The 21,150-nt window shown below is 69.7% G+C and carries 24 protein-coding genes; 19 read left to right on the top strand and 5 right to left on the bottom strand.

Features of this window, described 5'->3' with window-relative positions; genetic code table 11:
• Nucleotides 1-297 precede the first annotated feature (297 nt).
• The 7 genes from ABZ851_RS01710 (at nt 298) to ABZ851_RS01680 (ending at nt 5,652) form a co-directional block, all read left to right on the top strand.
• Nucleotides 298-612 (top strand): hypothetical protein, encoded by a 315-nt coding sequence (locus ABZ851_RS01710; RefSeq protein WP_361120642.1) that lies wholly within the window; start codon nt 298-300, stop codon nt 610-612.
• A 41-nt stretch (nt 613-653) separates the two neighbouring features.
• On the top strand, nt 654-2,231 hold the full coding sequence (locus ABZ851_RS01705; RefSeq protein WP_361120639.1) for a toxin glutamine deamidase domain-containing protein: 1,578 nt from the start codon (nt 654-656) through the stop codon (nt 2,229-2,231).
• Between the two features lie 10 nt (nt 2,232-2,241).
• Nucleotides 2,242-2,550 (top strand): hypothetical protein, encoded by a 309-nt coding sequence (locus ABZ851_RS01700; protein ID WP_361120636.1) that lies wholly within the window; start codon nt 2,242-2,244, stop codon nt 2,548-2,550.
• A 446-nt stretch (nt 2,551-2,996) separates the two neighbouring features.
• Nucleotides 2,997-3,461 carry a hypothetical protein gene (locus tag ABZ851_RS01695; protein WP_361120633.1) on the top strand — a complete coding sequence of 155 codons (465 nt, stop codon included), beginning with the start codon at nt 2,997-2,999 and terminating at the stop codon, nt 3,459-3,461.
• Nucleotides 3,462-3,609: 148 nt separating this feature from the next.
• Nucleotides 3,610-4,035: a DUF4186 domain-containing protein gene (locus ABZ851_RS01690; protein WP_361120630.1), complete on the top strand. Its 426-nt coding sequence runs from the start codon at nt 3,610-3,612 to the stop codon at nt 4,033-4,035.
• Nucleotides 4,036-4,266: 231 nt separating this feature from the next.
• Nucleotides 4,267-4,758, top strand: coding sequence for a GNAT family N-acetyltransferase (locus ABZ851_RS01685; protein WP_361121762.1), 492 nt, complete (start codon nt 4,267-4,269; stop codon nt 4,756-4,758).
• 135 nt (nt 4,759-4,893) lie between these two features.
• Nucleotides 4,894-5,652, top strand: a complete 759-nt coding sequence (locus ABZ851_RS01680) for a class I SAM-dependent methyltransferase (RefSeq protein WP_361120627.1) — start codon at nt 4,894-4,896, stop codon at nt 5,650-5,652.
• Nucleotides 5,653-5,845: 193 nt separating this feature from the next.
• Here the strand turns inward: ABZ851_RS01680 and ABZ851_RS01675 are convergent, their stop codons facing one another.
• Nucleotides 5,846-6,856: a bifunctional DNA primase/polymerase gene (locus ABZ851_RS01675; protein ID WP_361120624.1), complete on the bottom strand. Its 1,011-nt coding sequence runs from the start codon at nt 6,854-6,856 to the stop codon at nt 5,846-5,848.
• 561 nt (nt 6,857-7,417) lie between these two features.
• On the opposite strand from ABZ851_RS01675, the gene ABZ851_RS01670 reads away from it, so the two are divergent.
• From ABZ851_RS01670 to ABZ851_RS01635, 8 genes are all read left to right on the top strand, one after another.
• Nucleotides 7,418-7,723: a hypothetical protein gene (locus ABZ851_RS01670; RefSeq protein WP_336047634.1), complete on the top strand. Its 306-nt coding sequence runs from the start codon at nt 7,418-7,420 to the stop codon at nt 7,721-7,723.
• A gap of 229 nt (nt 7,724-7,952) precedes the next feature.
• Nucleotides 7,953-9,263, top strand: coding sequence for an acyl-CoA dehydrogenase family protein (locus ABZ851_RS01665; RefSeq protein WP_361120620.1), 1,311 nt, complete (start codon nt 7,953-7,955; stop codon nt 9,261-9,263).
• Nucleotides 9,263-10,324 (top strand): OB-fold domain-containing protein, encoded by a 1,062-nt coding sequence (locus ABZ851_RS01660; RefSeq protein ID WP_361120617.1) that lies wholly within the window; start codon nt 9,263-9,265, stop codon nt 10,322-10,324. Before ABZ851_RS01665 ends, ABZ851_RS01660 begins: the two co-directional genes overlap by 1 nt.
• 1 nt (nt 10,325) lies before the next feature.
• The gene (locus ABZ851_RS01655) at nt 10,326-11,675 is read left to right on the top strand and encodes an acyl-CoA dehydrogenase family protein (protein WP_361120614.1); all 1,350 of its coding nucleotides are present in this window, start codon (nt 10,326-10,328) and stop codon (nt 11,673-11,675) included.
• Nucleotides 11,662-12,054, top strand: coding sequence for a MaoC family dehydratase (locus ABZ851_RS01650; protein ID WP_093492184.1), 393 nt, complete (start codon nt 11,662-11,664; stop codon nt 12,052-12,054). The genes ABZ851_RS01655 and ABZ851_RS01650 overlap by 14 nt, the downstream gene beginning before the upstream one ends.
• Entirely contained in the window at nt 12,051-13,217 is a 1,167-nt protein-coding gene (locus ABZ851_RS01645; RefSeq protein WP_361120610.1) for a lipid-transfer protein, read from the top strand. The genes ABZ851_RS01650 and ABZ851_RS01645 overlap by 4 nt, the downstream gene beginning before the upstream one ends.
• Nucleotides 13,218-13,376: 159 nt before the next feature.
• A complete protein-coding gene (locus ABZ851_RS01640) occupies nt 13,377-13,913 on the top strand; it encodes a SigE family RNA polymerase sigma factor (protein WP_361120607.1) in 537 nt (178 codons plus the stop codon).
• Between the two features lie 205 nt (nt 13,914-14,118).
• Nucleotides 14,119-15,267, top strand: coding sequence for a methyltransferase domain-containing protein (locus ABZ851_RS01635; protein WP_361120604.1), 1,149 nt, complete (start codon nt 14,119-14,121; stop codon nt 15,265-15,267).
• A 9-nt stretch (nt 15,268-15,276) separates the two neighbouring features.
• On the opposite strand, the gene ABZ851_RS01630 is transcribed toward ABZ851_RS01635, so the two are convergent.
• Nucleotides 15,277-16,101, bottom strand: coding sequence for an AraC family transcriptional regulator (locus ABZ851_RS01630; RefSeq protein WP_361120602.1), 825 nt, complete (start codon nt 16,099-16,101; stop codon nt 15,277-15,279).
• A 49-nt stretch (nt 16,102-16,150) separates the two neighbouring features.
• On the opposite strand from ABZ851_RS01630, the gene ABZ851_RS01625 reads away from it, so the two are divergent.
• Together ABZ851_RS01625 and ABZ851_RS01620 are read left to right on the top strand one after the other, a co-directional pair.
• Nucleotides 16,151-16,522 carry a cupin domain-containing protein gene (locus ABZ851_RS01625; RefSeq protein ID WP_361120599.1) on the top strand — a complete coding sequence of 124 codons (372 nt, stop codon included), beginning with the start codon at nt 16,151-16,153 and terminating at the stop codon, nt 16,520-16,522.
• Between the two features lie 50 nt (nt 16,523-16,572).
• Nucleotides 16,573-17,148 (top strand): DUF664 domain-containing protein, encoded by a 576-nt coding sequence (locus ABZ851_RS01620; protein WP_361120596.1) that lies wholly within the window; start codon nt 16,573-16,575, stop codon nt 17,146-17,148.
• Between the two features lie 18 nt (nt 17,149-17,166).
• Here the strand turns inward: ABZ851_RS01620 and ABZ851_RS01615 are convergent, their stop codons facing one another.
• Nucleotides 17,167-17,436: a DUF397 domain-containing protein gene (locus tag ABZ851_RS01615; protein ID WP_361120593.1), complete on the bottom strand. Its 270-nt coding sequence runs from the start codon at nt 17,434-17,436 to the stop codon at nt 17,167-17,169.
• Nucleotides 17,433-18,281 (bottom strand): helix-turn-helix transcriptional regulator, encoded by an 849-nt coding sequence (locus ABZ851_RS01610; protein ID WP_361120590.1) that lies wholly within the window; start codon nt 18,279-18,281, stop codon nt 17,433-17,435. The genes ABZ851_RS01615 and ABZ851_RS01610 overlap by 4 nt, the downstream gene beginning before the upstream one ends.
• A gap of 111 nt (nt 18,282-18,392) precedes the next feature.
• On the opposite strand from ABZ851_RS01610, the gene ABZ851_RS01605 reads away from it, so the two are divergent.
• Nucleotides 18,393-18,806, top strand: a complete 414-nt coding sequence (locus tag ABZ851_RS01605; protein ID WP_361120587.1) for an ATP-binding protein — start codon at nt 18,393-18,395, stop codon at nt 18,804-18,806.
• A 338-nt stretch (nt 18,807-19,144) separates the two neighbouring features.
• Nucleotides 19,145-20,182 (top strand): helix-turn-helix domain-containing protein, encoded by a 1,038-nt coding sequence (locus ABZ851_RS01600; RefSeq protein ID WP_361120584.1) that lies wholly within the window; start codon nt 19,145-19,147, stop codon nt 20,180-20,182.
• 101 nt (nt 20,183-20,283) lie between these two features.
• On the opposite strand, the gene ABZ851_RS01595 is transcribed toward ABZ851_RS01600, so the two are convergent.
• The gene (locus ABZ851_RS01595; RefSeq protein WP_361120581.1) at nt 20,284-21,138 is read right to left on the bottom strand and encodes an alpha/beta fold hydrolase; all 855 of its coding nucleotides are present in this window, start codon (nt 21,136-21,138) and stop codon (nt 20,284-20,286) included.
• Nucleotides 21,139-21,150: the final 12 nt, after the last annotated feature.

The raw sequence follows: 21,150 nt of genomic DNA, 5'->3' as shown, positions 1-21,150 counted from the left end.
AAAGATCAGCCGGAGATGGTCAAGGGCGCATGGGGAAAGCTTCAAAAGTGCGTTCGTTTCTCGCCGTGCCTTCAAGAGGAGGGTGCGGCTCGCTGCCGGGCCGATGGGCTGTCTTCCGCTCCGGTACAGGGTGACGTCGTGCGCCGAGGCGGGGCGTGGCCCGGGCCGGCACCGGCCGGTACGTCGACGGGACTTGTCGTTTTTCCGGCATCGAGTGTCACGGCATGACCAAGAAGCGCAAAGGAGCGTGCCCTAGGTTGGCTGTTTGGCATCCGCCTGGAAGAAGGGATTGGCCCGATGGCCGAGAACGGCCAGTTCTCCGTGCACCCGGAGGACATGAAGAGCGTTGCGCCGACTTTCGGCACGCAGAGTGCACACCTGAACAAGGCCTTGGGGGCGTTGAAGCACTCGCTCGACGGGCTGGGGGCACCGTGGGGTGAGGACAAGCAGGGGAAGCAGTTCGCCCACTCCTACGCTCCCCAGCGCGATGCGATCCTCAAGGCGCTCGGCGTCCTGGTCAAAGGCTTGGACAGCATCCATGACGGGCTGACGCACCATGCCGACAACCACGCCGAAGGGGACCGGCACGCAGCCGGGCATTTTCGGCGCTGACCTCGAAGCGACTTCAGCCAGGGCAATATGAGGGGGCGTCAGTGGGGGAGTCCACCACTGCAAAAATTGTACGGAAGACCACAGGAATGTGGTGGCCTGATGCCGACGCGGACGGTCTTCGCAAAGTGGCCGATGCCTGGCGGGAGATGGCCACCGCCATCGATGACGTCAGAGGGCCCACCGGCAAGGCCGCCCACAGCGTGATCGATGGAAATCACGGGAAGGCCATTGACGCCTTTCACGCCTTCTGGAACCGCTACGACAGTGGCGGCAAAGGCTGGCTGCCCCAGACGGCTCACGCGTGTCGGCAAATGGCCAAGGCGTTGGACGAATTCGCCGACGAGGTCGACAAGGCCGTACACAAGCTGGAAGAAGAAGCGGCGATCGTCGGTGCCACGCTGGTTGCCGGTACCGCGCTGGCCTTCTTCACCGCCGGTATCTCCGAAGCCGCGGCGGGCGCCGCCACGGCAGGGATCGTCGCGGCAGCGGAAACGGTGGGTGTCGCGGTCTCCGAGACGGTGGCCTCCATCGCCGCCACCACGCTGACGGGTGCGGCGTTCGGCGCCGTGGAATCCGTGGCGGTCGACGTCGCCGTTGCCCAGCCCGTCCGCATGGCCTTCGGCGACGGCGGATTCAGCGGAACCGAACTCCTCGACGCTGCCGAAACCGGCGGCCTGGGGGGCGGGCTGGGCGCCGGCGCAGGCGCCGGCGCGCGGGCGGTGGGCAAGGCGGCCTCGGGTGCGGAAGGGGCATCCGCCGTTCTCGCCGGCATCGGCAAGATCTCCACGGGAATGGACACCATGCCCGGCAGGATGGCCACCGGTGCGGCGATGGGTGCCGGGCAGGACGCCCTGTTCAACGGCGGCCACGTCAATCCCCTGGACGTCGCCACGGGAGCGATCGGAGGTGCTGCCGGCCCCGGGGGTGGAAAGGGCCACGAGTTCCAACAGGCGGACACCGCACACTTCGCGAAGAGTTCGCGACTCGATGAAATCCGCACGCCCCTTCTCAACCGCTCCATCGAGGGCCTCAGGCCGATTCGCGCAGTGGACCAGCACATGCTGGAGGAAGCCATGCCGAGGACATCGGACGGCAGCTTCCAGAAGCACGCCGACCCCACGCAGTCCTGGGTGCAACACCAGAATGACGGCGGCCCTTCGGTACCGGGGCGCAGCAACAACTGTGCGGACAGTACGCGTTCATTTCTGGAAACGTGGTACGGAAATCCTCGCGTGTCCGCCGCACGCACCCCCGACCTGCTGCCGGACGGCACTCTGGACCGGGCCACGCCGGAACACGACTCCGTGGGAAACATGGAGAGGTGGACCGGGGCCGGGCACAGCGAGGGCGGTCCGGGCTATGCCGGCTACAAGGCCGTCCATGACGATCTCATCGCGGGTGGGCACGGGTCATCCGCGATGGTCGGTGTGACCTGGCCCGGTGGAGGCGGACACGCTTTCGCGGCGGTCAACCACCATGGAACGGTCCACTGGGTGGACCCGCAATCGGGTGTGGTCGGCACTCACCAGATCCATCCCGGCGCCGCATACGTCCGCTACATCCCCCTTGGGCCGGACCGGGCGCCCTTGCGTGCCGGTACGCGGCTCGCCACCCCCTGAAGGAGTTTCGATGAACAATATGGACACCCCCGCACCCGTGGGCCCCAAGAACCCGGAGGAGGCCGTGGAGATGGCTCGCCCCCACTACGGCTGGCGTCGGCCCGACGGCAGTGCCGGGGGGCTGATCGCCCGGGAATTCAGCCACGGGTACATCATCCTGCCGGACCAGTTCCCGCCTGCCGCCTCGCCCTCGCAGCCGCCGCCCGCGGTGGGATGCGCTGTCATCGACAAGGAGGACGGCAGGATCACGCACCTCCCGTACATGGGGGTGGAGGGAACCGCCGACTTCTACCTGCGGCAGCGCGGACCACGGGGCTGACGAACCGGCTGGAGCCCGTCGACGGTGCGGTCGGCGGGCCGGTACTCGCAGGCCTCCGGACGGCGCCCTGGGCAAGGGAGTGCCGCGCCGCGGTCATCCGGCTGGCCTGCTGTGGGGACTCCTGACGGAGGTTAAGAACGGCCCCTGACCAGGGACTTTCCGGTCAGGGGCCGTTCCAGTTGCGATATTTGCAGGGATGAGTAAGGAGTGAAGGTGGGTTTGTGGTGGAGCCTGTCGAAATGTGCTTCAGGTAGTGGGCAGGCTGATCTGAAGTCCAGGGATATGGGAGTTCGCCGGTGAGGCGGCTGGCCCCATATCCATATGCGGTCGTCGGGTCTGCTCTGTTGCTGGCGTGCGTGGCATGTGCGTCAGGGGAGGTTGAAGGGAATCGTTCTGCCCTCCCCGCGTCGGATTCCACGGGGCCTTCGCGGCTGTATCGGCTTCCCGTGGTCGGTCTGCCGGACGATCCGCTGTCCGAGCAGGACATATCGATGGAACCGGAGAAGCGGAGGGTGGTCGGGGAAGTCCGCAACGGGGACGACCGGATCATTGTTTATGTCGCGGGGCGGAAATGCGGTCTGGCGACGACTCGTGACGGGGACCAGAGGAATCTTTCCCTTCACGTGATCAGTGCTTGGCCGAAAGATGGTGCTCAAGGTGCTGAAGGTGTTCCCTATGGGCCCTACTCGGATACTTCGGCCAATGGAGCGGGTGGCACCTGGGCTTCTCTTTCCTGTGGGAAGGATGTGATGGTGGTGAAGTTCTTCTCCCCAAATCTCTCCAAGGCTTCGAAATGTCGGGGTTCGCTTGATGTCGTCAAGGCGACGAGCGCGGAGCGTTCTGTGTCCATTGTTGTGGGGGAGAGAGGTATTAGGGAGAAGGTCAGGGCAGCTCTTCAGTCTCATTCGTGAGTCGTGACACGTAAGTTGTGAGCTGGGCAATGTGAGTCGTGGGTCCACTTGACGGACGTCGACTCGGGTTGCTTCTCGTGGCCTGCTGGTTTGAGCGGCCTCGGTCATAGGGTGGCAGGGAAGCGCCGTCTTCCCTGGGAACCCATTGATGTCTGATCCGCTGCCTCGTTCGCTTGATCAACGGCTGGATGCCCTTGCGCGGCATCCGTTTCGTGCGAAGTTTCATCTGCGTGGTCGTGAGCGGGTCTCCGCCGAGTTGAGCGGGTCGGCCACGATGCGGTGGCACGCCTACGACATCGTGGCCAAGCGGCTGGCACCGGCCGAGCCGTACAAGGACGGCAAGCAGACCCCCTACCGCGGCCACCCGGTCTTCGTCGCTCAGCATGCGACCGCGACGTGCTGCCGTGGCTGCCTCCAGCGCTGGCACGAGATCCCCAAGGGGCGAGATCTGAACCGTGCGGAGCGTGCGTATGTGGTGGGCGTGATCTGCCGTTGGATCGAACGCGAGGTGGCGGGTGGGGGATCCTCGGGTGCGTTGCCTTCGGGGGAGGAAAGTCCTGGCGGTAATTCCTGAATCATTGCCTGAATCATTTCCTGGCTCATTCCTGGCACGTTCTTAGCGGTTAGCTCCTGGCGCCTTCCGGAGAGGGGGGAAGTCTTTCTCGCCTGTCAGGGGCGGGAGGATTCTGGGCAGTTTGACGATGGGGTTTTTCTTGTGCGGTAGAGTGGTGGTGGGAATGGAATGGTGAATTTCTCCGGGATGCGGGAAAGGGGAGAGGTCGCCGTGGGCGCGCGTAGGGCTGGGATGGTGCGTGGGGTGCGGCGGGGGATTGTGGTGATACGCCGGGCCGAGGAGCGGGATGCGGGGCGGCTTACGCGGCTGGTGCGGAGGTCTCGGGCTTATGAAGGGCGCTATTACTCGATGGTTGAGGACTATCGGGTGGGGCCGGATTACATCGTGGCGCACCGGGTTTTTGTCGCCGTGGAGGAGTTGCCCGGTGAGGAGGGCGGTGGCGAGCGGGTGGTGGGATTCTATTCGCTGATGGTGGAGCCGGCCGAGCTGGACTTGATGTTTGTGTCGGACCAGGCGCAGGGGTACGGCATCGGGCGCCGGCTGGTGGAGCACATGCTGGGGGAGGCGCGGAGCGCCGGGATCGACAAGGTGCGGGTGGTTTCGCATCCGCCTGCCGAGGGCTTTTACCGCAGTGTGGGCGCCAGGTTGGTCGGAACGGTGCCCGCGGATCCGCCGGCGGTGAGGTGGGACCGGCCGGAGCTCGAATTTGTGGTGGGCGATTAGAGGGAGAGGAGGGAGGGGCGGGAGAAGGGGGAGAGAGGGAGAGGGACAGAGGGGGAGAAGGTCGGGGGTGCGCACCGGGGCACGGCCCGGAGTAAATCGGTGGCCAGGTGGGTTCTCGGCGGTGAGTGTGGGGGGATGATGCGACCTTTTGAGGAGTTGGTGGCCGAGGCCGATGCCGTGTCGGTCGAGGGGTGGGACTTCTCGTGGCTGGCGGGGCGGGCCACGGAAGAGCGGCCTTCGTGGGGCTATCAGCGGGCGATGAGTGAGCGGTTGGCGCGGGCGTCCGCGGCGCTGGACATCCAGACGGGGGGCGGTGAAGTGCTCGCCGGGGCGGCGAAGCTACCGCCGGTGATGGTGGCGACAGAGTCCTGGCCGCCGAATGTCGCCAAGGCCACGGAGCTGCTGCATCCGCTCGGCGCGGTCGTGGTGGCCGACGCGGATGAGCCGCCGCTGCCGTTCGGCGATGCGGCGTTCGACCTGGTGACGAGTCGTCATCCGGTGACCGTGTGGTGGGAGGAGATCGCCCGGGTGCTGCGGCCCGGGGGCACGTACTTCTCCCAGCAGGTCGGACCGGCGAGCGTGTTCGAGTTGGTCGAGTACTTTCTGGGGCCGCAGCCGGAGCACGTGCGGCGGGCACGTCATCCCGAGGATGCGCGCCGGGCGGCGGAGGCGGCCGGCCTGGAGGTGGTCGATCTGCGTGCGGAGTCGCTGCGGACCGAGTTCTTCGACATCGGGGCGGTCATCTACTTCTTGCGCAAGGTGGTGTGGATGGTTCCCGGGTTCACCGTGGCGCAATACCGGGAGCGCTTGCGGGAGTTGGATGAGGTGATCCGTGAGGAGGGGGCGTTTGTGGCGCATACGGCCAGGTTCTTGATCGAGGCGCGTCGGGGCTGACCGCCCCTGCCGCCCTCCCTCTGCCCCTGCCCCAGTCCATGGCTTTATGCCTGTGCCTGTGCCTGTCCCTGCACTGTCCTGTCGCTGTCGCCTCTGCGCCGCTTTCCCCTACGGGATCCCGGGCCCAGCTTCCATCCCCTACGGGTTCCTGCGCCCCGGCTCCCCTACGGGTTCCCGGGCCCGGCTTCTTCCCCTACGGGCTCCCGCGCTTGCCGCCCCCCTGCCGGTGGCGGGCTGCTGAGGCGATCGTGGCGCGTGCCTCCTGTGCTGACAGGCCGGTGTGGCGGGCGGCCTCCGTCAGCCGGGCGGCGAGTTCCTGGCCGAGGCCGGACTCGTCGGCGCGGCAGGCGGCCCAGAAGAGGCGGGCATTGCGCTGGCCGGCCGGGGAGGTGCGGACGAAGCGTACGAGCGCCGCTGCGGACTGGGGCGGGACGCCGGGCGGGGGCTCGCGGCGGGCGGACGGGGGCGGGGCCGTGAGGAGCGCGAGCAGGGTGTTCGGTACGGGGGCGGGACGCCGGGGTGCGTCCGGCGCCAGGGTGTAGTGCCCGCGGACGGTGAGTGAGCCGGGGCCCACGAGATAGCCGCCTGCGCCGCGGACGTCGATGCCGGGCGCGAGCCGACCGGCCGAATTCGCAATGACGGGGGACGGCGGGCCGGTGAGCCAGAGGTGGCGGCCGCCGCTGGGGGTGAGGACCGTGATCGTGGGCGGGATCGGGAAGCCGTGCTGTTCGGCGAGGAAGCGGAGGGCGGTCAGGCCGTCGGCGCCGTGCTTGGTGTCGAGGTCGATGCCGATGAGGTGGTGCGGGGGCCGTCCGCAGGCGAGGCCGTAACCGGTGGCCCAAGGGGCGGCGGCGAACATGCGGCGGATGGTGAGCGGGTCCGTACTCGCGTCGTGCACGCCGTGCCCGAGCCGGCCGCACTCGCCGCGGCAGGTCGGGACCTCGGGGTGCCCGCGGTGCGGGGAGCGGAGGGCCGGAAGTTTGTTGCGGGTCAGTGGGAAGACGGGATAGCCGCGTTCGGCGGCAAGGAGGGCGTGGGCGAGGGCCGCGGCGTGCGCGTCTGTGGCGTGCGCCTCCGCGGGCCCCGTGGGGGCATGGGGCCTGGTGCAGGCCGGTGTTCCGGTGGCCGGCGGGGCGGTCGGTCTACCGGCTGGTGTTCCGGTCGGTGTGCCGGTGGGGCGTCCATGGCGGCGGTGCAAGGCCATGGATCTATTTTCGTACGAATGTTCGACGAAGGGAAGGGGGGCGTGCGTGAACCGGTTCGCGCGCCGGTTGTGGTGGCCGGGCGTGTGGGGCACGCGGGCGTGTGGTTGGCGGGGCGTGGTGGGGTGCTGTGGCTGACGGGCCGCCGACGGGGAGGTTCGTGCGCCGGTCGGGGTTTACCCGGGCTTCCTCATGCTTGCGGGGGAATCGGCTCTTCGTGGCGGGTTCGCCGGGGGTTGATGGGCAAGCCTGAGTGCGCGACGTCGAAGCGAACGTCGTGGCAGTTGGCCAACTGTCCGGTGAACAAGCGGAGTTCCATCGATCCAAGCAGCCGGAGCAGCCCGGAGCAGTGGAAGCAGCCCGAGCGGCGGGAGCAGGCCGAGCAGCCCGAGCAGCCCGGGCAGTACAAACGATCCAAGCAGCCAGACGATCAACAAGCAGCCCAAGCGACTCAAGCGACTCAAGCGATCCGAGTGGTCCGAACGATCCAGGTAACCCGACCGATCCAAGCGATCCCAGCGGCCCAAGTGATCCAGTAGTCGTGTTCCGTAGGAGGAAGAGACATGGCACGTACCCGTACCGCCCGCGTCATCGCCGTTGCTGCCGCACTGCCTTTCGCGGCCGCACTCTTCACGGGCGTGGCGCAGGCCGACAACGGCGGCTTCGCGACGGGTGGGTCGAGCTCGGCGGCGACGAGTCAGACGGGAACCGGTGTCGGGGGCAGCAACTCCGGCAACTCCACCACCGGTCAGCAGGTCGCCAATGGCGCCGGAGCCTCCAACCAGAACAACACCGCGAGCGTGAACGGCTCCGGCCCCACGCGTATCGACCAGACCAACGCCACCGTCAACTTCACCAACCTCTGGTGACCTGGCCCGCCGCAAGGGGAGGCGGCGGCTGACCGAGGGGTGATACGTCAGGGGCGGCACGGAGAGAATGGGGCTTCTCCGGGGTTCACTGCGCCGACCTTGACAGCGAGCGGGTTCCTGACGGACAGTCAGAAACCCGCTCGCTCGTTCGTGCGCCGGGACCCTGCGTTCGTACGCCGCCGGGGCCCTGCGCACCGGACGTACGGCCACCAGAAGGGGAGCCGTCGACGTGCACCTCGCCCCCACCGCGCGCCAGGAGCAGCTGCGCACCGAACTCCGTTCGTACTTCCGCGAGGTGCTGCCGGACGGGCCGGTCGAGGACCCCGTCCAGCAGCGGGCGGTGCTCCGCCGGATCGGCGCCGACGGCATGCTGGGACTGGGGTGGCCGACCGAGTACGGCGGGCAGGGCCGCGGCGCCGACGAGCAGTTCGTCTTCTTCGACGAGGCGTATCGCGCGGGCGCCCCCGTCTCGATGGTCACCCTCAACACCGTCGGCCCGACCCTGATGAAATACGGCACCCGGCGCCAGAAGGACTACTTCCTGCCGCGCATCCTCAGTGGTGAGCTCGTTTTCGCGATCGGCTATACGGAACCCGAGGCCGGCACCGATCTCGCCGCGCTCCGCACCCGCGCGACCAGAGTCGTGACGGGAGGGGCGGCAGGAAGGGCGGCAGGAAGGGCGGCAGGAGGTGCGGCAGGAGGGGCGACGGGCGGCGCGACGGGCGGCGCGACGGGCGGCGCGACCAGAGACACGGCGAGAGGGACGGCAAGAGCGACGGGCGACGGCGACGACCACTGGCTGATCAACGGCGCCAAGAGCTTCACCAGCAACGCCCACCGTGCCGACTGGATCTGGCTCGCCTGCCGCACCGACCCCGACGCCCCCCGGCACCAGGGCATCTCGATCATCCTCGTGCCCACCGACGCCCCCGGTTTCTCCTGGACGCCGATCGAGACGGTCGGCGGGCTGACGACCACTGCCACCCACTACGACGACATCCGCGTCCCGGCGGGGAACCTCGTAGGGGAGGAGAACGCCGGCTGGCGGCTGATCACGCACCAACTCAACCATGAGCGCGTGGCATTGGCGGCGATCGGTATGCAGGCCGAGGATGCCTTCGAGGCGGCGCTGGCCCATGCCCGTACGCCGGATGCGGTGACCGGTGAGCGGCCCGCCGACCGTCCATGGGTGCGGTCCCGGCTCGCCGAGGCGCACGCCCGGCTGGCCGCCACCCGGCTGCTGAACTGGCGGTTGGTCGGCGACGTGGGCGCCGGGACGCTCGGGCCCGGCGACGCCGCCGGCGTCAAGTTCGCCGGGACGGAGAGCGCCGTCGAGGTCTACCGGATGTGCCAGGAGGTGGTGGGCGACGCCGCCCTGGTGCGGGCCGGTTCGCCGGGTGCCTTCGGGGACGGGGAGCTGGAGCGGATGAACCGCGCGGCGCAGATCAACACCTTCGGGGGCGGCGTGAGCGAAGTCCAGCGGGAGATCGTCGCGTCCATGCGGCTGGGGATGCGGCTGGGAAAGCGGAGGGGGCGGTGATGAGCCGGGTGCAGCTCACCCACGAGCAGCTCAAGGCCTACGAGGGCCGGCCGACCGGGACCGCCGGCGTGGGAAAGGACCTGGTCAACGAGCCGATGATCCGGCACTGGTGCGAGGCCGTGGGCGACGCCAACCCCGCCTACCGGGGGCCGGACGCCATCGCTCCGCCGGCCATGCTGCAGGCCTGGACGATGGGCGGTCTCTCCGGCCACACCGACCGCTCGGGGGCGTACGGCGAACTGTCCGCGCTGCTGGACGGCGCCGGGTACACCTCCATCGTCGCCACCGACTGCGAGCAGGAGTATCTGCGGCCGCTGCGCCCCGGTGACCGGATCACCTTCGACGCGGTGATCGAGTCGGTGTCGGAGCGCAAGACCACGAAGCTGGGGACCGGGCACTTCATCACCACGCGGATGGACATCCGCGCGAACGGCGAGCCGGCCGGCACCCATCGCTTCCGGGTCCTCAAGTACGCCCCGGCGGTGCGGGACCCCAAGACGGCCGAGCGGACGCGGACACAGGCACGGAAGCGGACACAGGGACAGGCACAGGCACAGGCGCGGACACAGGCACCTCAGCAGTCGGATGTTGCCGACCAGAAGCCGCAAGCAGTGCAGCAGCCCCGGGCCCGGCGGCCCCGCCCCGTCGTCAACCGTGACAACGTCGGCTTCTGGGAAGGCGTCGCCGGGCACCGGCTGCTGATCCAGCGCTGCGCGGAGTGCCGGACGCTGCGTTTCCCCTGGTTGCCGGGGTGCAATGGCTGCGGGTCGGCGGAGTGGGACACCGTCGAGGCGAACGGCGCCGGGACGGTCTTCTCCTACATCGTGATGCATCACCCGTCTTTCCCGGCCTTTGCGGCACCCGAGCACTTAGGGGAAGCGCCCGGCCCCTACGCGGTCGGGCTGATCGAGCTCGCGGAGGGGGTGCGGATCGTCAGCAATGTCGTGGGCGTCCCCGCCGACAAGGTGCGGATCGGGATGCCGGTACGGCTCCTGTTCCTGCGCGTCGACGAGGAGTTGGAGCTTCCGGTCTTCCGCGCGGAAGAGGGCGGTGAGGGGTGACATGGACTTCACTCCCACGCCGGAGCAGGCGGCGGCCCGCGAGCTGGCGGCGCGGATATTCGGTGACCTGTCCACGCCGGAGCGCCTTGCCGTTTGTGGCGGTGGCACGGACGCCGCGCTGTGGAAGGCCCTGTGCTTGGCCGGTCTGCCGGGCGCGGTGGAGGAGACCGGCCTGCTCGGGCTCGTGCTGATGCTGGAGGAGCAGGGGCGTACGACGGCGCAGGTGCCGTTCGCGGCGACCTGTGTGTACGGGCTGCTGGCGGTCGGCGCGCACGGTGGCCCGGAACAGCGGGCGCGGCTGCTGCCCGCGCTGCGGGACGGCGACGCGGTCGCCACCGGGGCGTTTCCGGCGCGGCGCGGCGGCGTACGGGCCGAGCGCACGGCGGACGGTACGGGGCGGCTGACCGGCACCGTCCCCGTGGTGCCGTGGCTGCGCGAGGCCACCCATGTACTGGTGCCGGACGGGACGGCGCGGACGCTGTGGCTCGTACGCACCGACGACGCCGGGGTGCGGCGGGACCCGGTCGAGACCACCGCCCCATGGTCGGCGGGCCGGCTCGTTCTGGACGAAGCCCCCGCTGAGAGCCTGAACGGGCGAGCCGTCTCCCCACGGCGAGTCGCCACGCACCGGCCGCAGGCCACCCCCGCCGGCACCCACGCCGGCCCCGATGCCATCCCTCATGCCGGCCCCGATGCCATCCCTCATGCCGGGGCCGACCCGGAGACCGACCCTGATGCCACCCCCGACCCCACCCCCTACGCCGACGTCCTCGCCCTGGCCCGCACCGCCTTCGCCGGCCTCCAGGCCGGGGTCTGTGCCGGCTCCCTGGCCCGGGCGGTGTCCCACACCACCACCCGCGAGCAGTTCGGCCGCCCGCTCGCCACGAACCAGGGGGTGCAGCTCCGCGCCGCCGACGCCTGCATGGACACCGAGGCCATCCGCGTCACCGCCTACGAGGCGGCCTGGCGCCGGGACGCGGGCCTGGACGCCGGGCCGCATGCGCTGACCGCCGCCTGGTGGGCGTCCGAGGCAGGTACCCGCGTGGTGCACACCGGTCAGCATCTGCACGGCGGCATCGGCGCCGACGTCGACCACCCCGTCCACCGGCATTTCCTGTGGGGGAGACAGCTGGCCGGGTATCTGGGTACCGGGGCGGAAATCCTGGACAAATTGGGGGACTTGCTGATGTCACCACCTGGGGGCGTGGAAGACCGGAAAGAGCCCCGAGCGAGAAGAAGACCCAAAGAAGAAGCAGACCGGAAAGAGCCCTGGGCGAGAAGACGACGACCGATAGGAGAAGCAGACCCAAAGGAGAAGGAGACCGGAAGGAGGCCGGATGAAGGCCGGTGACGAACTGCCGACGCTCACCATCCCCCTCACCCGCACCCTGATCGTCGCCGGGGCGATCGCCTCCCGCGACTACCAGGACGTGCATCACGACCCCGAGGCGGCCCGGGAGAAGGGCTCCCCGGAGATCTTCATGAACATCCTGACCACCAACGGGCTCGTCGGCCGCTACATCACCGACCACTTCGGGCCGCGCTGCACCCTGCGCAAGGTCGCCATCCGTCTCGGCGCCCCCAACTACCCCGGAGACACCATGGTGTTGAGCGGCACCGTCACCGAGGTGACGGACGGTACGGCGGTGGTGCGGATCGTCGGCGCGAACGGCATCGGCCACCACGTCACCGGCACGGTGACCGTCAGCCTCCCGGAGGGCACGGCATGAGCGTCCACCGCCCCGACTCCCTCGGCGGCCGGGCCGCCATCGCCGGGATCGGCGCGACCGAGTTCTCCAAGGACTCCGGCCGCAGCGAACTGAAGCTCGCCGTCGAGGCCGTACGCGCGGCCCTCGACGACGCCGGCCTGACCCCCGCGGACGTCGACGGCCTGGTCACCTTCACCATGGACACCAACCCCGAGATCACCGTCGCGCAGGCGGCCGGTATCGGTGAGCTGTCCTTCTTCTCCCGGGTCCACTACGGGGGCGGCGCGGCCTGTGCCACCGTCCAGCAGGCGGCCCTGGCGGTCGCCGCCGGCCTCGCCGAAGTCGTCGTCTGCTACCGCGCCTTCAACGAGCGCTCGGGCCGCCGCTTCGGCTCCGGCGTACAGCAGCGCGAGCCCACCGCGGAGGGCGCGGCACTCGGCTGGAACCTCCCCTTCGGCCTGCTCACCCCCGCCTCCTGGGTCGCCATGGCCGCCCAGCGCTACCTCCACACCTACGGGCTGACCCCGGACGCCTTCGGCCCGGTCGCGGTCACCGACCGCCGTCACGCCGCCCGCAACCCGGCCGCGTACTTCTACCGCAAGCCCATCACCCTCGCCGACCACGCCGCCTCCCGCTGGATCGTGGAGCCGCTGCGGCTGCTGGACTGCTGCCAGGAGACGGACGGCGCCCAGGCGATCGTGGTGACCTCGCCCGAGCGGGCCCGCGCGCTGCCCCACCCGCCGGCGCTGATCACGGCCGCGGCGCAGGGCGCGGGCCGCGCCCAGGAGCAGATGACCAGCTTCTACCGCGACGACCTGACCGGCCTCCCCGAGATGAACGTGGTCGCCCGCCAGCTCTGGCGCACCGCCGCCCTGACCCCCGCCGACATCGACGTCGCGATCCTCTACGACCACTTCACCCCCTTCGTGCTGATGCAGCTGGAGGAGTTCGGCTTCTGCGCCCCGGGTGAGGCCTCGGACTTCGTCGCCGCGGACGCCCTCCCCCTGAACACCCACGGCGGCCAGCTCGGCGAGGCCTATCTGCACGGCATGAACGGCATCGCCGAGGCCGTCCGCCAACTCCGCGGCACCTCCGTCAACCAGGCCGGCAGCCCCGCCCATGTCCTGGTCACGGCCGGTACGGGGGTGCCGACCTCGGGGCTGATCCTCGGGGCGGACGGCTGAACGGCCGGCGCGCGCCACGACCCCGGACCCTAGGGGACCGCCGGCCCCCGTCCCCCCAGAGTAGGTAGAGCCGGCTCCACCCCTACAACTTGAGAGGGATGCCGCTTCGGCACCTGGGGGCGATCCGCCCGACCCGCCGTCGCTTCTAGCGTGGTCCACATGACCACGCCAGTGTGCACCAGCGCTTCGACCGCCGCTGTGTTCCCGACGTTCTCGTCCTATGTACGGGCCCGGGGGCCGGTCCTGCTGCGCACCGCGCGGTCGCTGTCCACCAACCCGAACGACGCCGAAGACCTCCTCCAGACCGCCCTGACCAAGACCTTCGTGGCCTGGGACCGGATAGAGGACCACCGCGCCCTGGACGGCTACGTCCGCCGCGCGCTGATCAACACCCGCACCTCCCAGTGGCGCAAGCGCAAGGTCGAGGAATTCGCCGTCGACGAGATGCCGGAGCCGGACCCGCTGCCCGCCCCCGACCCGGCCGAGCTCCAGGGCCTGCGCGACGCGATGTGGCGCGCGGTGATGCGACTGCCTGCCCGCCAGCGGGCCATGGTCGTCCTCAGGTACTACGAGGACCTGAGCGAGGCCCAGACCGCCGAGGTCATGGAGGTCTCGGTCGGCACGGTCAAGAGCGCCGTCTCCCGCGCCCTGGCCAAACTCAGGGAAGACCCGGAACTGGCGATGATCTCGGACTGAGCCTTCCCCGTCGAGGGAGCGCATCCGCAGAAGCGCCCTCCCGGAAAACCGTGACCGCCTCTACGCTCTCCGTAATCCTGACGTTCAACGAAGGGGAGACGGAAGTGGGCAAACACCGCAGCCCGATCGGGGATGACGGACAGCAGCCGGGCCGGCCGATTCCGCCGGCAGAGCCGACTCCGCCACCACAGCCGAAGCAGGCTCGTTGACCTCTCCCCTGACGCCTGAGGAAGCCATCGGCGATCTGCTGGAGCAGATCGCCGAAGTGCTCGGTTCCCCCGTCCCCGCCCCTCTGCGCGCGGCCCTGCGGGCCGTGCCTCGCCACCTCTTTCTGCCGTCCACCGTCTGGCTGCGCGACGGGAAGGGCAGCTACGAACCGTGCGACCGCGGCCAAGACCCCGACCGCTGGTGGCACACCGCCTACCGCGACGCCCCGCTCATCACCCAGTTCACCGAGCTTTCCGACGGCGACACGGTGCCGTCCTCCTCCGCATCAATGCCCAGCATGGTTGTCCGGATGCTGAGGGACCTCGATGTGCAACCGGGCCACCGCGTGCTGGAGATCGGCACCGGTACGGGATTCAACGCGGCCCTGCTCTCCTTCCTCTTCGGCGCCGAGAACGTGACGTCGCTCGATGTTGACCCGGGCCTGATCTGCCAGGCTCGGCGGGCGCTGAAGGCGAGCGGGCAACAGCCGGAGGTGGTCTGTGCGGACGGTGCGGCCGGCTGGCAGCCGAACGCGCCCTACGACCGGATCATCTCCACCTGCTCCGTCAGAACCGTGCCGCCCGCCTGGCTGGAGCAGATCTCACCCGGCGGCCTGATCGTGACGCCCTGGGACACCGCGTGGTGCAACTTCGGGACACTCATCGCCACCGGGCAAACAGACGGAACGGCCGAGGGTTCACTCGTCCCCTACGGGTCGTTCATGCTGATGCGGGCCCAGCAGGTCGATGTCGAGCTGCACCGCGACCTCCTGCGGGACGGCCAGATCCCCGAGCGGTCCGTGACGGAACTGTCCCCCTGGTCGGTCGCTGGGAACGACCTCGATGTCCAGATGCATATAGGTCTCCGGGTGCCGGGCGTCTGGCATGCGTGGGACACCGACGCACCGGAGGCGCACACCCGGCTGTGGCTGGCCGACGACGAGGCGACGAGCTGGGCCGGCGTGGATTACGACGGACGGCAGACGTCGACGTTCGCGGTGGCGCAGTACGGCCCCAGGAGGCTGTGGGACGAAGTCGCCCGTGCCCACGAGGAGTACGTGTCCGCCGGACGGCCCGGAGTCGCACGGCACCGGCTGCGCCTCTCTCCTGAGGGCCGGAGAACCCGCCTTGAGGTGAGTCTGACCTGACGGGGGCCCTCAGCACGAAGGGTGCCCTCGCATGGCCGCATAACGCGCCGGCGCCGTGCCCACATGGCGGGTGAAGTGCCGGTGCAGATGGGATTGGTCGTGGAAGCCCACGGTGCCGGCGACCTCCGCCGGGCGCCTGCCGTCGAGCAGGAGCCCGCGGGCCCGTTCGATGCGCTTGCCGGTCAGGTAGGTGTGCGGCGGCAGTCCGTAGGTCTGCTTGAAGCATCGGATCAAATGGGTGGGGTGGGCGTGCAGGACGGTGGCCGCCTCCTGGAGGGACAGGCCGGTGGCGAGCCGGGCGTCCAGGAGGTCCCGCAACGCGGCAGCCAGTCGGTTCGCCTCGCGGCCCGGTGTACGCGGCGGCCGCAGCGCGGCCAGGTGGAAGCGCAGCCGTTCCCGGATGAAGGACAGCCGGGACTCGGCCTCGAACGCGTCGCCAGGGTGGCCGAGGGACCTGTGGAGCAGGTGGATGCGATGGCGCAGCACCGCGTCGCCGAAGACCGGCCCGTCCACCGCGCGGCCGGTCAGCCCCGCGGGGAGCACGCTCGCGTCGAGGTAGAGCACCCGCTTGCGGAAGCCGGACGCGGTGACCGTCCTGCCGTCATGGGAGACGCCGGGCGGCAGCAGGACGACCGTGTCGGAGCCGGTCACGCCATGACGGTGGCGGTCACAGGCGAAGTCGACCGCACCGTCATTGAGGATCATCAGAGCCCAGGTGTCATGGGTGTGGGAGGGGTACGCGTGCTCGGTGAAGTGTGCGTGGAAGACCTCGGCTATGCCCGGGACGGGCGGCCGCCAGGCGCTGATCGTCGTACGGGGCGGACCGTCTGTCATGCCAGGAACGTACAAGACCGCCGGAGCACGGGCACGGCAGTCTCAAGGCATGACCAACTCTCCCGCTCCCATCAATCTCACCGCCAAGCTCTCGCAGTTCAGTGATCTCTGGTCGCAGAAGAGGATCGCTGACGTCAACGACTACGAGGTCAAACTCGCCAAGCTGAAGGGCGACTTCGTCTGGCACACCCACGAGGACACCGACGAACTGCTCCTGGTCCTCAGCGGCCGGCTCACCGTCCAGCTCAGGGACGGTGATGTGGTGCTCGGCCCCGGCGAGCTGTTCGTGGTTCCCCGGGGCGTCGAACACTGCACGGTGGCGGAGGAAGAGACCGCCATCCTCCTCCTCGAACCGGCCGGCACGCTCAACACGGGTGACGCGGGCGGGCCACGCACCAAGGCCCCGGAAGCGCTTGCCTGACGGCTCCGCTCCGTGAATTCAGTAGCGAGCGCGGGCTGTCGCCCACGACCATGCGACACATGACAACTGACGACCGACCCGCGCGATGGACCAAGGCAACCGTCTACTCCGACATGTGGGTCGACCCGGACGACGATCCCCGCGACAACCAGGGCCCGGCCCCGGAAGGCGAACTTGCGACGCTCCAGGGCTATTTGGCGGACTACCGCACGACCCTGCGGATGAAATGCGACGGCCTGGACGCCGAGCAGTTGGCCCGGCGCTCCGTTCCGCCGTCGACGATGTCGCTGCTCGGCCTGATCCGGCATCTCGCCGAGACGGAGCGGGACTGGCGCAACTGGATCACCGACGGTGACCCACTGCCGAAGTTGTACGGCGCGCGCGACGCGGACTTCAACGGAGCTGTCGCCGAGCAGGCCGTGATCGACGCCGCGTACGCCGACCTGGAACGCGAGCAGGCCGCGACCGACGCCGCGCTCGCCGCGTACCCGGACCTGGGCGAGCGCCTGCGGAAGGACGACATCGCGATCCGCGAGCTGCTGGTGCACCGCATCGAGGAGTACGCCCGCCACTGCGGCCACGCGGATCTGCTGCGCGAGTGCGTCGACGGCAGGGTCGGCCAGTAGCGAGCCCGCGGCCCGGTTCTAGCCCCGGGCCGCAGCGTACGCGACGAAGTCGGCCCAGGCGGCGGGCCGGAGGCGGAGCTGCGGGCCGTGGGGGTTCTTGGAGTCGCGGATGCGGATGGTGTCGGGGGTGGTGGCGACTTCCAGGCATTCGTTGCTGTTGCTGTCGCCGCTGTAGCTGCTCTTCTGCCAGGCGACTTCGAGGCATTCGTTGCTGTTGCCGTTGTCGCTGTAGCTGCTCTTGGTCCACTCCAGCTCGGCAACGCTTCCGGCAGAGGGCTTGAGGGTCATGTCTCTCCCAGCAGTTTCTCGATGAAGGCCAGTGACTCCCTGGGCGAGAGAGCCTGAGCCCGGATGACGCCATAGCGCAGCTCGAGGACTCGGATCTGATTTGGTTGCGAGATCGAGCGGCTGCCGAACTGGCTCGGCGAGTGGCCCACTGCTGTCCCGTCTCCGAATTTCAGCACCTCGATCTCACCTCCCATTCCTGCGTGGTCTTCGCGGTCCGTCGGCATCACCTGGATCTCGACGCTTCGCAACTGACCTACTTCCAACAGGCGTTCGAGCTGTCGGCGTAGGGTCATTCTGCCTCCGAGAGGGCGGCGAAGCGTCACCTCTTCCTGAACGAAGGAGAGCGTTGGAGCGGGCCTGCGGTCGAAAATTGACCCTCGCGTCATGCGGCCGGACACTAAGCGATCTACTTTGTCCTCCGTCCAGGCGGGCCGTCGCATCTCGAACAGTGCCCGCGCGTACTCCTCCGTCTGCAACAGTCCGTGCAGATTGTGGCTGCCATACGCCCCCAGCTCGACCGTCTCGGCCTCCCACCTCGTGAGATCTCTGACCTTCTTCGGGTACCGGGCCTGCTCCACGTCCTTCTTCATCGCGGCGACCTTGCCGCCTGCGCCTAAGACCTCATCGGCCTTGTCGAGGTATTCCGGGCGGGGGATACGTACACCGCGCTCGATCTTGTAGATCAGGTTCTCCCCGTACCCGATGGCTGCCCCGAACTCGGCCGGGCGCAGACCAGCCGCCTCCCGCCACAGTTTGAGCTGGCGCCCGACCGTCTCCACGGCCGCCTGGGCATCGTCTTCCGGGTCGAGTTCCCAGCCCCCGTCTTCCGCACCGTCAACATTCATCCGCTTCCACCTCCTGGACAGCGGGGACGCCCCTGGACAAATCCTGGACATCACCATGCGTACTGGCGTCATCACTATTCAGCGTAAGCACCCTCGACCACGCTGAGTGACATGAATCAGGAAATCGCCGAGTACAAGCTCCAGTTCAAGGTCCAGCTCTCCGCCACCCGGCGGGGCGCGCGCCTCGCGCGGCTGCTCGCCACCGAACAACTCCGGTCCTGGGGCCTGCTGTTCGAATCCCCGGCTCACGTCATCGCCGAGCTGGCCGCGAACGCCGCCACGCACGGGTGCGTGCCGGGCCGCGATTTCCGCCTTGCCGTCCTGTCTGACGCGGACACGCTCCGTATCGAGGTGACGGACGCGCGCGGTGACGAGCTTCCGGCCCCCCAGGCGTCAGGTCTACGGGAGTCGGGTCACGGCCTGGTTCTGGTCGAAGCGCTCGCCGACCGCTGGGGTACCTGCCGGGGGCCCTTCCCGTGCAAGACGGTCTGGGCGGAATTCGACCTGCCGATGTGGGGCCGATGAGACCGGGGGAGGGGAGACGACCGGCGGCCCCGGCCCGTCAACCGGAGGCCGGGAAGCCAGGCGCCGGTGTGCTGAGCGCCGGTGGTTCGGCCTGTAAAAGACCCATCACCCCAGGTAGAGAAACCCCTCCAACCCAGCCCAACCCAGCTCGACCCACCCCGGCGCGCCCCGTCGTCACTCGCTTGGGTGATCCATGACCGGAAGGCTCGCCTCCGCTGCCCTCGCCCCTGCACTCTCGGCAGCAACAACCCCAAATGCCCGCACACATGCGACGGCCCCCGGCCGGGACTGGCATCCCGATCGAGGGCCTGACCAACGAGGAAGTCAGGACCTTCCCCATGGCTGAGCAAAAGCTTAATGCGCCTCCGCGCGCCCAGTACGAGATTCGGCGATCTCCGGCCGGCGTCCGCAAGGTCACCGAGTACCAGGGCCCCGGCTACACGATCGTCGGCAATCACCTCACCCAGCACCGCTCCCTGTCCGGCCTCGCGATCGGGCTCGCCGCCCACATCCAGTCGCTGCCCGAGGGCGCGCCGGTCGACATCCGTACGCTGGCCAGGCGGTTCCCCGAGGGGCGGGACCGGATCGCCGCCGCCTTACGGGAGTTGGAGGCGTACGGCTACCTCGAACGGGTCCGGCGGCGCACCGATGACGGGCGGGTGGTTACGGTCACGCTCTCGTACAACAACCCGGAGGCCACCCGCGCCCGCCGCGCCCGCGACGCCGCCGAGCAGGCCAAACGCCGCGCCGTCACCGAACCGCCCCCTCCCGCGCCGGACCCGGACCCGGGCCCGGTCTCCGTCCCCGCCCTCGTCCCCGTAAGGCGACTCCCGCATCCGGACCCCACATCGGAGTCGGACCCCACACCGGAGTCGGACCCCACGCCCAAGCCTGCCTCCGCGCCAAGGCCGCCCCTCACACCAACGCCGTCCCCCGCGCCAAATCCGTCCCCCGCCCCGCGGCTACCGGAGCCCACGACCGACGAGCACCACACCCCGGCCTCCGCCCTCCTGGCGAACCTCCGCCGCGACGACCCCCGCCTCCTGCTCTCCGTACGGGACATCCACCGCCTCACCCCGCCCGTCGCGGCCTGGCTGGAACGCGGCGCCTCCCCGGAGGCCGTACGCGGCGCCCTGACCGCGGGCCTACCGCCCACACTCCGCCACCCGGCGGCCTTGCTCGCCCACCGCCTCACGGAGCTCCTGCCCCCACCCCTCCCGGCGGCACCGCCCTCTGCCCCCAGCGCCCCGGCCCCACCGCCGCTCCAAACCTGTGACGGCTGTGAACGCGCCTTCCGTGCCCGTGCTCCGGGTCTCTGCCGCGACTGCCGCCACCCCGGCCGCAGCGGAACAGAGGACCGCTTCCTGACTCCGTGACTTCGTACGACGTGGTGTGCACCGCCGTCGGGCAGGGAGAGGGCCACCTCCGAACCGGCGCAGGACACTCAGCACCACCGGCAGCAGGAACCGACCGCCGGTCACCGGACCAGGGCCTCGGCGAGTTCCCCTGGCCGGGCGGCGAACGGGCTGTGGCTGCTCGGCAGGGTGTGGACGGTGAACGGCTCGCCCGGCACGGCCCGGTCGGCCTCCGCGATCATCAGGTCCTGTGCGGCCGGCGCCAGCGCCCGGTCCTGCGCGCAGCGCAGGAAGGTGCGTGGGATGCGGCCCCATCGCGCCGCGGTCAGGGTGACCGGGGTTGTCGGGATGGCCAGTGGCAGGTCGGGGCTGAGCGCGGAGCGCCAGCGGTCGAAGCGGTCGGCGGGCGTGTCGTGGTAGTGGGTCTGCCGTAGTTCCTCGACGTAAGCGGGTTCCGGCGAGAGCGGGTTGATGCGTATGGCGCCCAGTGCCTCGGGATCACCGAGGTTGAGGCTCCGTCCCCGTGCGGTGGCGTTCTCGGGGGTGCTGAGGTAGTCGGAGAACCGGGGGCGGCCGGCGGGGACGAACGCGGAGAGGTAGACGATGCGGTCGACCAGTTCGGGGGCGCGCTCGGCGGCCAGCGACGCGGGTCCGCCGCCCGCGCTGTGGGAGACGAGCACGACACGGCCGTAGCGGCGGACCCGGCGCAGCGTGTCCAGGACGGCATCGGCGCAGTGGTCCATCGTCACGGCGGCGAGCGGCGACTTCTCGGTCAGCAGATCGGGCTGACCAGGCAGCAGGTATCCACTGGGCAGGGGGACATCGAAACCGTGCCCGGGCATGTCGACGGCCACGCTCGCGGCACCGAGACCGGCGAGTGCGCGCTGCGTCGCCGCCCACTGCCACGAGCCGTGCCAGGCACCGTGGACGAGGACGAAGACGGTGTCGTTCACATCGGTGTTCGGGGAGGTCGTCATGGCTGCCATCCC

Source organism: Streptomyces sp. NPDC047049, from assembly GCF_040643995.1.
Lineage (GTDB): Bacteria > Actinomycetota > Actinomycetes > Streptomycetales > Streptomycetaceae > Streptomyces > Streptomyces mooreae.
This window is presented reverse-complemented; position numbering and strand designations above follow the sequence as displayed.

Bases quoted from the DNA above. Each gene is read 5' to 3' on its own strand.
- ABZ851_RS01710 (WP_361120642.1), top strand. From the start codon at position 298: ATGGCCGAGAACGGCCAGTTCTCCGTGCACCCGGAGGACATGAAGAGC.
- ABZ851_RS01700 (WP_361120636.1), top strand. From the start codon at position 2,242: ATGAACAATATGGACACCCCCGCACCCGTGGGCCCCAAGAACCCGGAG.
- ABZ851_RS01690 (WP_361120630.1), top strand. From the start codon at position 3,610: ATGTCTGATCCGCTGCCTCGTTCGCTTGATCAACGGCTGGATGCCCTT.
- ABZ851_RS01685 (WP_361121762.1), top strand. From the start codon at position 4,267: ATGGTGCGTGGGGTGCGGCGGGGGATTGTGGTGATACGCCGGGCCGAG.
- ABZ851_RS01680 (WP_361120627.1), top strand. From the start codon at position 4,894: ATGATGCGACCTTTTGAGGAGTTGGTGGCCGAGGCCGATGCCGTGTCG.
- ABZ851_RS01675 (WP_361120624.1), bottom strand. From the start codon at position 6,856: ATGGCCTTGCACCGCCGCCATGGACGCCCCACCGGCACACCGACCGGA.
- ABZ851_RS01670 (WP_336047634.1), top strand. From the start codon at position 7,418: ATGGCACGTACCCGTACCGCCCGCGTCATCGCCGTTGCTGCCGCACTG.
- ABZ851_RS01660 (WP_361120617.1), top strand. From the start codon at position 9,263: ATGAGCCGGGTGCAGCTCACCCACGAGCAGCTCAAGGCCTACGAGGGC.
- ABZ851_RS01655 (WP_361120614.1), top strand. From the start codon at position 10,326: ATGGACTTCACTCCCACGCCGGAGCAGGCGGCGGCCCGCGAGCTGGCG.
- ABZ851_RS01650 (WP_093492184.1), top strand. From the start codon at position 11,662: ATGAAGGCCGGTGACGAACTGCCGACGCTCACCATCCCCCTCACCCGC.
- ABZ851_RS01645 (WP_361120610.1), top strand. From the start codon at position 12,051: ATGAGCGTCCACCGCCCCGACTCCCTCGGCGGCCGGGCCGCCATCGCC.
- ABZ851_RS01640 (WP_361120607.1), top strand. From the start codon at position 13,377: ATGACCACGCCAGTGTGCACCAGCGCTTCGACCGCCGCTGTGTTCCCG.
- ABZ851_RS01630 (WP_361120602.1), bottom strand. From the start codon at position 16,101: ATGACAGACGGTCCGCCCCGTACGACGATCAGCGCCTGGCGGCCGCCC.
- ABZ851_RS01625 (WP_361120599.1), top strand. From the start codon at position 16,151: ATGACCAACTCTCCCGCTCCCATCAATCTCACCGCCAAGCTCTCGCAG.
- ABZ851_RS01620 (WP_361120596.1), top strand. From the start codon at position 16,573: ATGCGACACATGACAACTGACGACCGACCCGCGCGATGGACCAAGGCA.
- ABZ851_RS01615 (WP_361120593.1), bottom strand. From the start codon at position 17,436: ATGACCCTCAAGCCCTCTGCCGGAAGCGTTGCCGAGCTGGAGTGGACC.
- ABZ851_RS01610 (WP_361120590.1), bottom strand. From the start codon at position 18,281: ATGAATGTTGACGGTGCGGAAGACGGGGGCTGGGAACTCGACCCGGAA.
- ABZ851_RS01605 (WP_361120587.1), top strand. From the start codon at position 18,393: ATGAATCAGGAAATCGCCGAGTACAAGCTCCAGTTCAAGGTCCAGCTC.
- ABZ851_RS01600 (WP_361120584.1), top strand. From the start codon at position 19,145: ATGGCTGAGCAAAAGCTTAATGCGCCTCCGCGCGCCCAGTACGAGATT.
- ABZ851_RS01595 (WP_361120581.1), bottom strand. From the start codon at position 21,138: ATGACGACCTCCCCGAACACCGATGTGAACGACACCGTCTTCGTCCTC.